Origin of the sequence: Bacteroides sp. D55t1_190419_B8 (genome assembly GCF_015558905.1) — a bacterium.
In the GTDB taxonomy this organism is placed as follows: Bacteria; Bacteroidota; Bacteroidia; order Bacteroidales; family Bacteroidaceae; genus Bacteroides; species Bacteroides vicugnae.
In genome coordinates this window covers 216786-230018 of sequence record NZ_JADMOU010000007.1, presented here as the reverse complement: position 1 = coordinate 230018, position 13233 = coordinate 216786, and the positions used below count along the sequence as shown (strand labels likewise).

13 protein-coding genes are annotated in these 13233 nt (G+C 41.0%); 4 read left to right on the top strand and 9 right to left on the bottom strand.

Annotated elements, in window-relative coordinates; all coding sequences use genetic code 11:
- Positions 1-278: 278 nt before the first annotated feature.
- The gene (gene proB, locus I2I13_RS09430) at positions 279-1361 is read right to left on the bottom strand and encodes a glutamate 5-kinase (protein ID WP_195649312.1); all 1083 of its coding nucleotides are present in this window, start codon (positions 1359-1361) and stop codon (positions 279-281) included.
- 105 nt (positions 1362-1466) lie between these two features.
- On the opposite strand from proB, the gene I2I13_RS09425 reads away from it, so the two are divergent.
- Entirely contained in the window at positions 1467-2615 is a 1149-nt protein-coding gene (locus tag I2I13_RS09425) for a pyridoxal phosphate-dependent aminotransferase (protein ID WP_148363962.1), read from the top strand.
- On the opposite strand, the gene I2I13_RS09420 is transcribed toward I2I13_RS09425, so the two are convergent.
- The 8 genes from I2I13_RS09420 to ribD form a co-directional block, all read right to left on the bottom strand.
- Positions 2584-2817: a DUF2007-related protein gene (locus tag I2I13_RS09420; protein WP_004299777.1), complete on the bottom strand. Its 234-nt coding sequence runs from the start codon at positions 2815-2817 to the stop codon at positions 2584-2586. The two genes, I2I13_RS09425 and I2I13_RS09420, sit on opposite strands and share 32 nt — an antisense overlap.
- A 76-nt stretch (positions 2818-2893) precedes the next feature.
- Positions 2894-3736 carry a glutamate racemase gene (murI, locus tag I2I13_RS09415; protein ID WP_148363961.1) on the bottom strand — a complete coding sequence of 281 codons (843 nt, stop codon included), beginning with the start codon at positions 3734-3736 and terminating at the stop codon, positions 2894-2896.
- 108 nt (positions 3737-3844) lie between these two features.
- A complete protein-coding gene (locus tag I2I13_RS09410) occupies positions 3845-4360 on the bottom strand; it encodes an OmpH family outer membrane protein (protein WP_117935535.1) in 516 nt (171 codons plus the stop codon).
- A gap of 56 nt (positions 4361-4416) precedes the next feature.
- Positions 4417-4932 carry an OmpH family outer membrane protein gene (locus I2I13_RS09405; RefSeq protein WP_074637331.1) on the bottom strand — a complete coding sequence of 172 codons (516 nt, stop codon included), beginning with the start codon at positions 4930-4932 and terminating at the stop codon, positions 4417-4419.
- A gap of 23 nt (positions 4933-4955) precedes the next feature.
- Positions 4956-7610, bottom strand: a complete 2655-nt coding sequence (gene bamA / locus I2I13_RS09400; protein WP_074556722.1) for an outer membrane protein assembly factor BamA — start codon at positions 7608-7610, stop codon at positions 4956-4958.
- 30 nt (positions 7611-7640) lie between these two features.
- Positions 7641-8375 carry an isoprenyl transferase gene (locus I2I13_RS09395; protein WP_195649311.1) on the bottom strand — a complete coding sequence of 245 codons (735 nt, stop codon included), beginning with the start codon at positions 8373-8375 and terminating at the stop codon, positions 7641-7643.
- A gap of 25 nt (positions 8376-8400) precedes the next feature.
- On the bottom strand, positions 8401-9921 hold the full coding sequence (locus I2I13_RS09390; protein WP_195649310.1) for a DUF6242 domain-containing protein: 1521 nt from the start codon (positions 9919-9921) through the stop codon (positions 8401-8403).
- Between the two features lie 142 nt (positions 9922-10063).
- On the bottom strand, positions 10064-11119 hold the full coding sequence (gene ribD, locus I2I13_RS09385; protein WP_195649309.1) for a bifunctional diaminohydroxyphosphoribosylaminopyrimidine deaminase/5-amino-6-(5-phosphoribosylamino)uracil reductase RibD: 1056 nt from the start codon (positions 11117-11119) through the stop codon (positions 10064-10066).
- 36 nt (positions 11120-11155) lie between these two features.
- Between ribD and prmC the strand changes: the two genes are divergently transcribed.
- From prmC to pyrE, 3 genes are all read left to right on the top strand, one after another.
- A complete protein-coding gene (gene prmC, locus I2I13_RS09380) occupies positions 11156-11992 on the top strand; it encodes a peptide chain release factor N(5)-glutamine methyltransferase (protein ID WP_148363958.1) in 837 nt (278 codons plus the stop codon).
- On the top strand, positions 11989-12471 hold the full coding sequence (locus I2I13_RS09375; protein ID WP_148363957.1) for a regulatory protein RecX: 483 nt from the start codon (positions 11989-11991) through the stop codon (positions 12469-12471). The genes prmC and I2I13_RS09375 overlap by 4 nt, the downstream gene beginning before the upstream one ends.
- 78 nt (positions 12472-12549) lie before the next feature.
- Positions 12550-13188 (top strand): orotate phosphoribosyltransferase, encoded by a 639-nt coding sequence (gene pyrE, locus I2I13_RS09370; protein WP_004299787.1) that lies wholly within the window; start codon positions 12550-12552, stop codon positions 13186-13188.
- Positions 13189-13233: the final 45 nt, after the last annotated feature.

The window sequence follows — 13233 nt, the reverse complement described above, 5'->3', positions numbered from 1 at the left end:
CTTATGCTTATTATAGAATATTTATACGGCTATTTTGTAGATGATAGATAACCCGTTTTTACTGGTAAAAGTATGATGGATACATTTTTTTAGAGCTATCTATCATACTTATTCTTTTGATAATTAGAATATTACTAAAATAAATGATAGCATGATAGATAGTTTTTTTATTATGTAATGTTTAGTTTAAACCCCTATACAATGAATTAGTTCAAATCCGTACAGAAACAAGCTAATTTTATTCTAAAATCGGATAAAACAGAAATTCTTATTATTAATTATTCAATGTATAGATAGTCATAATGTACTACTGGTTTCTTTCCATGCTTGCCAATCGCTTCTTGTGCCTGTTTCGAATCACAGTTCACTTTTCCAACACCGATCTGGTTTCCTTGAAAATCCATGATACGCACAATGTCATCTTTCTCAAATTCACCTTCAATATGAGTGATTCCGATTGGGAGGATGCTGACAGCTTTTTCAGAGTTTAGAACTTCTGTAGCGCATGCATTGATGTGAATTTCCCCTTTGGCAAAGCCTTCGCTATGGGCAATCCATTTTTTGACACTGGATACCGGTTCGTCTGATGGTATAAAACGTGTACAAAGAGTTTCTTCAGGATGCTGTAGCAAATCTACGAGAATATTATCCCGCTTCCCGTTGGCAATAATCACTGTAATTCCTTCATCGGCAACTTTACGGGCAATATTGGTTTTCGTCAACATCCCCCCCCGTCCGAAACTGGACTTAGTTGTCTGAATATAGTTGGATAAGTCTTTGCCGTGACCGATCTTCCGGATAACAGAAGAGTTAGGAACGGAAGGAGAACCATTGTAAATCCCGTCAATATTACTTAGGATAATGAGTGCCTGCGTATCCATCATCGAAGCGATGAGTCCGGACAACTCATCATTATCGGTGAACATCAGCTCACTGACGGAAATCGTATCGTTTTCGTTGACAATAGGAATGACATTATTTTCAAGCATTACCGTCATGCAATTTTTCTGATTCAGATAATGGCGGCGAGTTCCAAAACTTTCCTTCGTTGTCAGTACCTGGCCGACAGGGATATTGTGCTCACGGAAAAGTTCGTAGTAACGGTTGATTAGTTTGGCCTGACCCACAGCAGAAAATAACTGGCGCTGATCTACACTATCGAGTTTTTTCTGCGGATGCACTTCACTGCGTCCGGAAGCAACAGCTCCCGAAGAAATCAAAATGATTTCCACCCCGGACTTATGTAATTCCGCTATCTGGTCAACAAGTGCCGACATACGGGTAACGTCCAGCGTTCCGTCGCGGCGTGTCAATACATTGCTTCCTACTTTTACTGCGATTCGTGTAAATTCCTGTTTCATCCTTACTAACGATTTGAAAGCGCAAATATAGAGCTTTTTGCCGATATGTTACCAAAACAGGCTAAAAAGAATTATCTTTGCAGCCAGATAGAGAAAAGATTAACAATGAAACATACAAATCCACAAGTAGAACAGATGACCTCCTTCATTGTAATGGATGTGTTGGAGAGGGCAAACGAATTACAGAAACAAGGTGTTGATATTATTCATTTGGAAGTTGGTGAACCCGATTTTGATGTGCCGTCTTGTGTGTCGGAAGCAGCAAAAGCGGCTTATGATCGTCATCTTACTCACTATACGCATTCTTTGGGGGACCCGGAACTGCGGCGGGAAATTGCTGCTTTTTATCTACGGGAATATGGAGTGACGGTAGATCCGGATTGTATTGTAGTGACTTCCGGTTCTTCTCCATCCATTCTTCTTGCATTAATGTTGCTCTGCAATACGGATAGCGAAGTGATTCTTTCCAATCCGGGATATGCTTGTTACCGTAATTTTGTGTTGGCTACCCAGGCTAAACCCGTTTTGGTTCCTTTGTCTAAAGAATATCTGCAATACGACATAGAAGCTATTCGCAAATGTGTGAATCCACATACAGCGGCTATCTTTATCAATTCTCCGATGAATCCGACCGGAATGTTGCTGGATGAAAAATTCTTGAGAGAAGTGGCAGCACTGGGAGTTCCTGTTATTTCAGATGAGATTTATCACGGACTTGTCTATGAAGGACGTGCGCACAGCATTCTTGAATATACCGATCAGGCTTTTGTCCTGAACGGATTTTCTAAACGTTTTGCAATGACGGGTCTTCGGCTGGGTTATTTGATCGCACCTAAATCTTGTATGCGTTCTTTGCAGAAGTTGCAGCAGAATCTATTTATTTGTGCGTCCAGCGTTGCTCAACAGGCTGGGATTGCTGCATTACGGCAGGCTGATTCGGATGTGGAACGGATGAAGCAGATTTATGATGAGCGTCGCCGGTACATGATTGCTCGTCTTCGGGAAATGGGGTTTGAGATTAAAGTAGAACCTCAAGGAGCATTTTACATTTTTGCCAACGCACGTAAATTTACAACCGACTCTTATCGCTTTGCATTCGATGTACTCGAGCATGCGCATGTCGGCATTACTCCCGGGGTAGACTTTGGAACGGGAGGTGAAGGATATGTACGCTTCTCCTATGCAAACTCATTGGAGAATATCAAAGAAGGACTGGACCGTATCAATCGCTACCTTTCTCGTCCCGGCTTCTGATTAGCTCGGTGGCTGCTTCGTATTCTTCCTCTGTCACGAGGACGGATACGGAAGGAGCGATATAGGGTGCTAATGTCCCCATAATTCCATCTTTAATCACACAACGGATGTTGTTGCTTTCTAATAACCCTTTAATGATCTCGGCTTCCCAAGGGGATCCGGAGAATACTTCTATTGCCTTGCTGTAATCTTCTTCTTTCATGATCTTACTTATTAGGGGTTGTTATCTACAAATATAACAAAAAAGAGAGAGAAATAGTTATTTATTTTCTTAAAAATTATTCGAGTGTGATATGTTTTACGCTAATCTGCTGTTTCAGGAAAGTAGAGGCCGATTCTGAAAACTTTTCTTCCGCTTCGGTTGTGTAAAACTGGCAGTTGCCATTCTTGGTACATTTGGCATCCATTTCGGGATGTCTCTTCAGATAGTCTTTCAGGCTTTCTGCAACATACTCTCCTTGTGCAATTATACTGATATGATCCGGAATGTATTGCCGGATTTTAGGTAGGAGTATGGGGAAATGGGTACATCCGAGGATGACAGTATCTATTTGAGGATCCTTTGACAGTAATTGGTCGATGTACTTCCGGATAAAATAGTCGGCTCCTTCGTCTTGTGATTCGTTATTCTCAACTAAGGATACCCACATCGGACATGCCGTTCCACTTACCTGAATTTCAGGAAACAGTTTATGTATTTCTAATGGATACGATTCGGATTTGATGGTGCCTGCTGTTGCCAGTACACCGATATGCTGATTCTTGCTAATCTCTCCAATACATTCTACAGTGGGACGGATGACTCCGAGCACACGGCGGGCAGGATCGATTTGGGGTAAATCATTCATCTGAATGCTACGCAAAGCTTTGGCGGAAGCTGTATTGCAAGCTAATATAACCAGATGGCATCCCATATCAAACAGCTTGTTGACGGCTTGTCGGGTGAATTCGTATACGACTTCGAAAGAGCGCGTTCCGTAGGGGGCACGTGCATTATCTCCCAAATAGATATAATCATATTCCGGTAATACTTCTCTAATCTTGTCTAAGATGGTCAGACCTCCGTAGCCGGAGTCGAATACTCCGATTGGGCCGGGCGTATGGGATAGATGTTGCTTCATGACAAACCTGATTTATATATGCAAATGTACACCAAAAAAAGGGAAAGAGAAAGAAGATGATCCTTCTTTCTCTTTCCCTTTTGGTATTTCTTTATTCTTGGTCAGATCTTATTTGATACCAAGATTTGCTTTTACCTTGTTAGTCAAGTTGATGCTCTGTGATTCGTTCACGTAAGGAATCGAAGTTCTTGCCAGGTCGAAGATATAGATCACGCCTTCAGCAGCACCTACTGCTTTGATGGCATTGTCCAACTTCTGGTAGATAGGAGCCATTGCATCATTTTGGGCTTTCTGCATTTGTTGTTGAGCATCCTGTTGGAATTGCTCTTGTCTCTGCATCATATCCTGCAACTCTTTTTGTCTTCTTTCAGCGATGTTGGGAGGAAGAGAATCCTTAGCGATAGCTTGTTGGAATTCCTGATATTTCTTGTTGAATTCTTCCTGCGTTCTCTGTAGTTCGGCAGTAAGTTGTTTTTCTAAAGTCTGAATATCATTTTGGGCTTTGGTGAATTCCGGCATCACAGTGATGATTTCCTGTGCATTAATGTGGCCGAATTTCAGGTTCTGTGCAAATACACCCATTGGGAGTGCAAGCAACATTACAAGTGCAATTTTTTTTAGCATAGTTCTATAATTTATTTGAATGATTTTTAGTTATTTCCAGCTGCAAATGTATGAAATTAATTTGAATATCCTAATTTTCTTAGGATTTCATCACTAATATCTATGCGTGGATTTGCAAATATTATACCTGTAGCAGAGGCTCTGTCGATTACCAAATCATATCCATGTTGCTGTGATATAGCTTTTACAGCTTCATAGATATCGTCTTGGATCGGAGTAATCAACTTGTCTCTCATCTTGGCTAATTCGCCTTCCGGACCGAAGTAACTACGCTTCAGTTCGGCTGCTTCTTTTTCCTTTGCTACGATTGCATCTTCTGTCTTTGTTTTTTGTGTGGCAGAAAGAGTGGAAGATTTTGCCTGGTAATCCTGGAACATCTTCTGTGCTTCTTTAGCCAGAGCTTCTACTTCACTCTGGTATTTTTTCGTAGCTTCTTGCATTTGCTCATTAGCGCTTTGAGCTGCCGGAATATTCTTCATAATATATTCCGTATCGATCAGTGCAAATTTCTGTGCATTTGCTGCCATGCTGACAGTAAATAGCATCATAATTAATAGAACAGACTTTCTCATAACGTTTAGTTTTTGATGATACATTAGAATTCTTGTCCTAAGATAAAGTGGAACTGGCTTCCTCCATATTGTTTAGAACCAAATACTTTGTCGAAACCGTAACCCCAGTCAATACCCATCATACCAATCATCGGAAGGAAGATACGAACACCGACACCGGCAGAACGTTTCAACTCGAATGGATTGAATTTTTTGATATCATGCCATGCGTTACCTGCTTCAAGGAAACCTAACACATAAATGTTAGTACTTGTTTCCAGCATCAACGGATATCTTAATTCGATGCCGAGACGTGCATAGGCATAACCTTCAGAACCGTATGGTGTTAATGAGCTGTTTTCGTAACCACGCAAAGCGATACTTTCAGTTGCATAAGTTGAATAACCGGTCATACCGTCACCACCTACATCGAATGTACCGAACGGAGATTTCTTGTATTGGTTATAGTGACCCAACAGACCGAATTCCGTACGTGTCATTAATACCAGACATTTTGGATGAGCAACCGGATCCATCAGCGGAGTATATGTTTTGCCTTTGAATTTCCATTTGTGGTATTCTATCCATTTATGAAGTTTATTCATGTTGTCCTGGGTGATGCTACCTGTTTCAGGGTTGCTGTAATATCCCTTATAGTCTTTACCGTCCATCAACGAGTAAGGCGGTGTGAACTGAACTGACAGTGAGAAATCTGAACCCGAACGAGGGAAGATTGGGTTGTCAATAGAGTTACGAGCCAAAGTCAATGAAATGCTAAGGTCATTACATTTACCGTTGGTTACCGGGAAATACTGCCAGTCGCTCAAGTTATAGCGTTGGTAAGCTAATTCAGCGGAAAGAGTGAAGTAGTCATCCGGCCATTTCAGACGTTTACCCCAACCTACGGAAAGTCCCCACATCTTGATAGATTTATCCGGGTCATAATAGTTTTCGTAGTTGTTATAGTTACCATAGTTATACATACCATAACCACCGTAGCCGCTATACATACTGTTGTAGTAGTTGTTGAAGTAGCTGGAGTTATAGTAACGGCTGCTGATATCTGTTTGTACAGAGAAGAATGCCGATACGGAGAATGAGTTCGGACGTTTACCGCCAAACCATGGATCGAAGAATGAAATACTGTATGACTGGTAGTATTTAGCATTCGTCTGTCCGCTGATAGTCAATGTCTGACCGTCACCTTGTGGAAGGATACCACGGTAGTTTTCACCCGGGTGCAACAAGTTGGCTACGGAGAAGTTGGTGAACTTCAAGCTCAACTTACCGATAATACCTGTCTGTCCCCAACCAGCAGAGAATTCCACTTGGTCGTTGGCTTTGGAAGTCAAAGGCAAGCCTATGTCAACAGTTCCGTTCATCGGATCCGGTTGAATATCCGGTTGCAGCTTTTCCGGGTCAAAGTGTCCCATCTGCTGGATTTCACGCAAGGAACGCATCAAGTCTTCTTTGCTGAACAATTGTCCCGGACGAATACGAAGTTCCCGGCGAACAACGTTTTCATACAAACGGTCATTACCACTGATCTTGATCTTATTGATAGTAGCCTGACGGCCTTCATAGATTCTCATTTCGAGGTCGATAGAGTCGCCGACAATATTTACTTCTACCGGGTCGAGGTTATAGAACAGGTAGCCGTTGTTGTAATATAAGTTACCGATAGCGTCATCATCTGTAGAAACACGTTCGTTCAATAACTTCTGGTTGTATACGTCACCTTTCTTCATGCGAAGCAAGAAGTTCAACTGTTCTGACGGATAAAGAGTGTTACCCACCCATGTAACATTACGTAGATAATATTTCTGTCCTTCGTCTATATTCAAATAAACGTTTACAGTCTTTTCGTCATACTGTGAAACGCTGTCTTTTACAATCATTGCATCACGGTATCCCAACTCATTATACTTGTCGATAATCAGCTGCTTATCTGCTTCGAAGTTTTCCGGCACGAATTTTTTGGTGCGGAACAAATTGCGAAGTTTACCTTTCTCATTGGTTTTCTTCATTACTTTCTTCAGCTTGGAAGCCTTGATTGCATGATTACCAACGATTTGGATTTCGTGTACTTTGATTTTTTCTTTCTTGTCGATATCAATGTCAACGATCACCTGATTTTCGCTGGATGGATCGTCTTTCTGCGAGATAATAACTTCTGCATTTTTGAATCCTTTATCGTCGAAATAGCGTTTGATCAATGTCTTGGCACGGTCTACGGTATTCGGAGTGATTTGCATACCTTTTACCATCCCTAACTTGGCCTCAAGATCGGTGCGTTCCGACTTCTTCACACCGTGATAGCGCACATCTGCGATACGCGGGCGTTGTGTCAGACTGATTTTTAACCAGATTTTGTCGCCTTCAATTTTCTCGGCTGTGATTTGTACATTTGAGAACAAACCATGGCGCCAATAACGTTTGATTGCTCCAGTAATTTCGTCACCCGGCACAGTAATTGTTTGTCCTACCGATAGTCCGGATAGTCCAATCAATACATAGTCTTCATAATTCTTTACGCCTTCGACTTTAATATCTGCTATCTCATACTTTTTGGGTGTTCCAGAGTATAAGATGACAGGTTTCGAGTCTTCGTCAGTGTTAGCATTTTGCGCAATGCCTGTTGTCGCAAAGCAGCACAGGCAGACAAACGTTATGAATATAAAGGAAATACGATAATGCATTTATGTTATAATTTGATGTTTCGAGTTATATTAGCTGATCTGTTCACTGGTTTTGCCGAATCGGCGTTCCCTTTGTTGATATTCCCAAATGGCTTTGTAGAATTCTTCTTTGTCGAAGTCAGGCCAAAAAGTATCACAAAAATAAAGCTCCGAATAAGCGCATTGCCATAAGAGGTAATTGCTTAGCCGGATTTCTCCTCCCGTGCGGATCAGTAGATCCGGGTCGGGCATAAACTTAGTTTCCAGATGAGATGCGATGCATTCATCAGTTATTTGTTCGGGAGATATTTCTCCAGTTTTTATCAGTGTTGCTATTTGTCGTACAGCTTCGGTTATTTCCCAACGGGATGAATAACTAAGAGCTAATACCATACACATGCCACTATTTTGGGATGTGCGTTCTATGCATGATGCCAAACTTTTCTGAACTTCAACAGGTAACTTTTTGAAATCACCGATTACATTGAAGCGGATATTGTTTTTCATCAATGTCTCTTCTTCAATAGATTCTAGTAATAGATTCATCAGAGCCGCAATTTCGTCTTGCGGCCGATTCCAGTTCTCGGTTGAGAAGGTGTACAGTGTCAGGTACTTGATTCCCAAACGGGCGGCATCTTCGGTAATATTCTGTACCGTTTCTGCGCCAGCACGGTGACCATAAGTACGTTCTTCCCCTCGTTGTTTTGCCCATCGTCCGTTCCCATCCATAATGATGGCCACGTGTTGTGGTATCCGAGTTTTGTCTATTTGTTCTATATAGGACATCTTTTTATTTTAAACGTATACGTTTTTATTTGCCAGCTTTTGCCAAATCAAACCATAGCTGATTAAGACGGCCACGCCATACCTCTAAATCATGATTATAAGTACGTGTTTCAGTTGTAGTCGACTTAGTGCTTTCTTCTTTTTCTACCTCTTCTTTGAAGCTGGCACTTCCTTGACTAAATATAATCCATAGATTTTGAGTCGCAGGGTCTAGTACCATTGAGTAATTCGTTCTACCTCTGAATTCAGGATCTACGCTAGGGTTTGGAGTTCCTCCTTTGCTCCAATCTCTATGAGGGAATGCAAACTTGGGGTTAGCTTTTCTCCAGAATAATCCTTGATTGGAAACATAAATAGAACTGAAATTTTGGCCAAATATATATACTAAGTCATTGTAATATATGATAGATGGTTGAGTATATTTAGGACAGTATGCAACGGAGGAAGTTGTTGAGAACTCAACCCATTTACTTCCGTCATACGCCCATACAATGGTCGTTTCTAATTCGCTGTCATCAGCCAAAGTCACCGTCTCTGTATCTCCCACCAAAAGGACAGATTTGATATTTGTCGCAGACTTATATACTGTGTAGGATATATTTTTAGTTGGGAAATTAGCAGGTACTTTTCCTCCATTTTCTGCTTCATCCAAAGTCTCTTGTGGCATATCATTTGTTTGATAATAGAAATAGCGTTGGTTATCGGCTCCTTTCTTTGTATAACAAATTCTGCTGATATCGTTATTGGTCAATGTGGCTAGAAGTAACTCCACTCCTTCACCAAACATACTTGATTTACTCCAATTTATACCATCAGCAGATTCATATACATAACCATCACCTGCGGATGTAGCATATAACATAGGTAGGCTTCTGTTGAATTGGAATGTGACGATAGAAGTCGGAAGTTTGCCTTCCGGTAATCCCACAGTTTGTGCTTTGTCCCAGTTACCGAAGTTAGTTAAAGAATTCTTATGCCTATATAATTCTTTATTATCTTTATCTATAGAGTATGTAAAGACTTCATTACCAAAAATAATGGATTTTTGTTCTCCTGTAATTTGGATTTGGTTATTAATTTTATCCATATACTTCCATCTCAACGAATCAGGATCATGCCGATGTACATTTACCTTAATAGTATATTCCTTAGTCTGATTAGGAGATACTCCTGCTAAAGCTTCTGTCGACCATACCTTTATAATAAGTGGTTCTCGGAGATCAATAGAATCATTGATGTTTATGACAGAATCGTTACCGCTTTTGTCTTTCATTGTTACGACACCAGATGCCGTAGTTAATGTTTTGATTAAAATCTTGTCAATGATGGTGTCGGCATGAACAGGAAGAGAGTCTTCGTTATAAATTTCACGTGATAATTGATCAATAGTGAATTTATAACTCCCAAGGCCTGCTGTGTCAAGTTCAAACGCATGGATAGTTGCATCCGGGCTATATTCGATGTTATTATCGTCATCAAGACATGACGTTATAACAAATGACACCATGAAAAAACTCGCAATGAATGATAAAAACTTTATTCTCATTTGAAAGATTGTGTTTATTTACAAGTTGCAAAAATAGAAACATTTTTTCCGATAATGAACATTACAGGTAAGTTTTATATAAAATTATAGATAATAATACTGTTTTTATCGACGTAAAACCCCCTGAATAGAACTATCTTAGCTATATCCGGTGAACATAATGCCAAAATTGTCTTTCGAAGTGTTCTTCTATCGAATAACTATAATTATCGTTCATTTGGGGTGCTTTAACACCGGAATGTAGCCAGCTGGGGCACTTCTCGATATACGCCTCGTCCCATAGTTCATTATCGATGAATGATTGCAGCAATTGACTGCCTCCTTCTACCAGTAAGGATTGTATTTTCCGTTGATACAGTACCTCCATAATCTGCTCCAGTGGGTTATGATTGAAGTCGATGGAGATATATGTGATGTTGGTTCTTTCTGGCTGTTTCTTTTCAGTAAAGACTAATGTTGGCACATTTCCATCGAATATTTGTAAATCATTCGGAAGAGATAATGTGCGATCTAATACGATGCGTATTGGATGATGCCCATACCAGTTGCGTACCGTTAGCGACGGATTATCCAATAAAGCCGTTCGTCTGCCTACCATAATAGCATCGGCCTCCGCTCTTTTTTTATGTACTAGCATTGAAGTGAGAGGAGAGGAGAGTATCACAGGCATTCCACTTGTACGTTCTATGTCAATAAAATGATCGGCTGACTCTGCCCATTTTAACGTGATAAAAGGCCGATGAAGTGTATTGAAAGTAATAAAACGACGAATCAGCGATTGACATTCTTCCTCTAATATGCCGACTGTAACTTCCCGTCCGGCATCCAGTAATTTCTGAATTCCTCGTCCGGCTACTTCAGAAAAGGGGTCCTGACAGCCGATAACAATGCGTGGAATCTGTTTCTCTATAATCAGATCCGCACAAGGAGGCGTTTTCCCGTAGTGGGAGCAAGGTTCCAGACTGACATAAATCGTAGAATGTTTCAATAAAGACTCATCTTTGACAGAACGGATTGCATTGACCTCCGCATGTGCCTCTCCGCAACGAATGTGATAGCCTTCACCGATAATACGTCCGTTACATACGATAACAGCCCCTACCATCGGGTTTGGAGGCACATTGCATAACCCGTTCTTTGCAAGCTCAATGCAACGCCTCATGTATTTTTCTTCTTCCATTTTGGTGCTCTTCGCCATATTATTCTTACTTTTGCACTCCGAAATTGTGAAAATATGAATCGTATCACCGCTTACATTCGCCATTCTTTGCAGGAAATCTATCCGCCGGAAGAGATAAAAGCTCTTTCAATGCTGATTTGTTGCGACATGTTAGGCTTAGATGCGCTCGATATTTACATGGGCAAAGATATAATTTTATCCGAATGCAAACAGCGTGAATTAGAAAACATTATATTCCGTTTACAGAAAAATGAACCTATACAGTACATTCGCGGTTTTGCAGAGTTTTGTGGAAGGAATTTTAAGGTTGCTTCCGGCGTGTTAATCCCTCGGCCGGAGACCGCGGAACTCGTAGAGCTAATAGTAAAGGAGAACCCGAATGCACGTCGTTTGTTAGATATAGGTACAGGAAGCGGATGCATTGCGATCTCTCTGGATAAAAAACTTCCGGATGTAGCCGTAGAGGCTTGGGATATTTCGGAAGAAGCGTTGTCTATTGCCTGTAAAAACAATGAAAATTTAGAAGCCGGGGTGAGATTTCTGCAAAGAGATGTGCTGTCCGATGACTGGGAAAAAGTACCGTCTTTTGATGTGATCGTCAGTAATCCGCCTTATGTGACTGAAACGGAAAAGAACGAAATGGACGCTAATGTCCTTGAGTGGGAGCCGGGTTTGGCTTTGTTCGTTCCTGATGAGGACCCTTTACGGTTTTATAATCGTATAGCCTGTCTGGGAAGTGAATTGTTATTGCCGGGCGGAAAACTTTATTTTGAAATCAACCAGGCCTATGGCCGGGAAACAGCACACATACTTGAAATGAACCAATATCGTGATGTTCGTGTTATAAAAGACATATTTGGAAAAGATAGAATAGTTACAGCTAACCGATGAGTGCACAATTAACTGATGAAGAGGCTTTAAATCGCGTAGCCTCTTACTGCTCCACTGCCGAGCATTGCCGGGCAGAAATAAATGAGAAGTTACAACGTTGGGGGATTGCCTATGATACCATTGCGCGTATTCTTGACCGACTGGAATCAGAGAAGTTCATTGATGATGAACGTTTCTGCAGGGCTTTTGTGAATGACAAGTTCCGCTTTGCCAAGTGGGGGAAAATGAAAATAGCCCAAGGGCTTTACATGAAGAAAATCCCTTCTGATGTGGCATGGCGTTATCTGAATGAAATTGATGAAGAAGAATATCTTTCTATTCTGCGTGACTTGCTGACTTCCAAGCGGAAAAGTATCCATGCAGCAGACGATTACGAATTGAATGGAAAGCTGATGCGATTCGCTATGAGTCGTGGATTTGAATTGAAAGATATCAAGCGTTGTATTGACATTCCCGATGAAGAGGAACAAATTGACTGAAAAAATAAACGGATTCTTCTTTTTATTCTCATTCAATTTCTGTACTTTTGCGGCAAATAATTAATAGTTAGTTTAGTTATGAAAAACTTAGAGAGACTATTTGCGGAGAAACTGTTGAAGATTAAGGCTATTAAACTTCAACCCGCTAACCCTTTTACATGGGCTTCTGGATGGAAATCCCCCTTTTACTGTGACAACCGTAAAACTCTGTCCTATCCTTCTCTTCGTAATTTTGTGAAGATTGAAATTACACGTCTGATATTAGAACGATTCGGACAGGTGGATGCGATTGCTGGTGTGGCTACAGGCGCTATTCCGCAGGGAGCTTTGGTAGCTGATGCATTGAATCTGCCGTTCGTGTATGTTCGTTCTACCCCCAAAGATCATGGATTGGAAAACCTGATTGAAGGTGAACTTCGTCCGGGCATGAAAGTCGTAGTCGTAGAAGATTTGATTTCTACTGGTGGTAGTAGTTTGAAGGCTGTTGAAGCAATTCGTCGCGATGGTTGCGAAGTGATCGGTATGGTTGCAGCGTATACATACGGATTCCCGGTAGCTGAAGAGGCGTTCAAAAATGCGAAGGTGACTTTGGTAACATTGACCAATTATGAAGCAGTACTTGATGTCGCTCTTCGTACAGGCTATATTGAAGAAGAAGACATACAGACATTGAACGAATGGCGTAAAGACCCTGCTCATTGGGATGCTGGAAAATAAGATTCATTTTTTGATCAAACATATTTGGTAAAAAGAACTGTTCGG

What these genes read in the sequence shown, in the direction of transcription:
- proB (WP_195649312.1), bottom strand. Translation starts at nt 1,361, where the DNA reads ATGAAACAGGAATTTACACGAATCGCAGTAAAAGTAGGAAGCAATGTA.
- I2I13_RS09410 (WP_117935535.1), bottom strand. Translation starts at nt 4,360, where the DNA reads ATGCTAAAAAAAATTGCACTTGTAATGTTGCTTGCACTCCCAATGGGT.
- bamA (WP_074556722.1), bottom strand. Translation starts at nt 7,610, where the DNA reads ATGCATTATCGTATTTCCTTTATATTCATAACGTTTGTCTGCCTGTGC.
- murI (WP_148363961.1), bottom strand. Translation starts at nt 3,736, where the DNA reads ATGAAGCAACATCTATCCCATACGCCCGGCCCAATCGGAGTATTCGAC.
- I2I13_RS09420 (WP_004299777.1), bottom strand. Translation starts at nt 2,817, where the DNA reads ATGAAAGAAGAAGATTACAGCAAGGCAATAGAAGTATTCTCCGGATCC.
- I2I13_RS09425 (WP_148363962.1), top strand. Translation starts at nt 1,467, where the DNA reads ATGAAACATACAAATCCACAAGTAGAACAGATGACCTCCTTCATTGTA.
- ribD (WP_195649309.1), bottom strand. Translation starts at nt 11,119, where the DNA reads ATGGCGAAGAGCACCAAAATGGAAGAAGAAAAATACATGAGGCGTTGC.
- I2I13_RS09375 (WP_148363957.1), top strand. Translation starts at nt 11,989, where the DNA reads ATGAGTGCACAATTAACTGATGAAGAGGCTTTAAATCGCGTAGCCTCT.
- I2I13_RS09390 (WP_195649310.1), bottom strand. Translation starts at nt 9,921, where the DNA reads ATGAGAATAAAGTTTTTATCATTCATTGCGAGTTTTTTCATGGTGTCA.
- pyrE (WP_004299787.1), top strand. Translation starts at nt 12,550, where the DNA reads ATGAAAAACTTAGAGAGACTATTTGCGGAGAAACTGTTGAAGATTAAG.
- I2I13_RS09405 (WP_074637331.1), bottom strand. Translation starts at nt 4,932, where the DNA reads ATGAGAAAGTCTGTTCTATTAATTATGATGCTATTTACTGTCAGCATG.
- I2I13_RS09395 (WP_195649311.1), bottom strand. Translation starts at nt 8,375, where the DNA reads ATGTCCTATATAGAACAAATAGACAAAACTCGGATACCACAACACGTG.
- prmC (WP_148363958.1), top strand. Translation starts at nt 11,156, where the DNA reads ATGAATCGTATCACCGCTTACATTCGCCATTCTTTGCAGGAAATCTAT.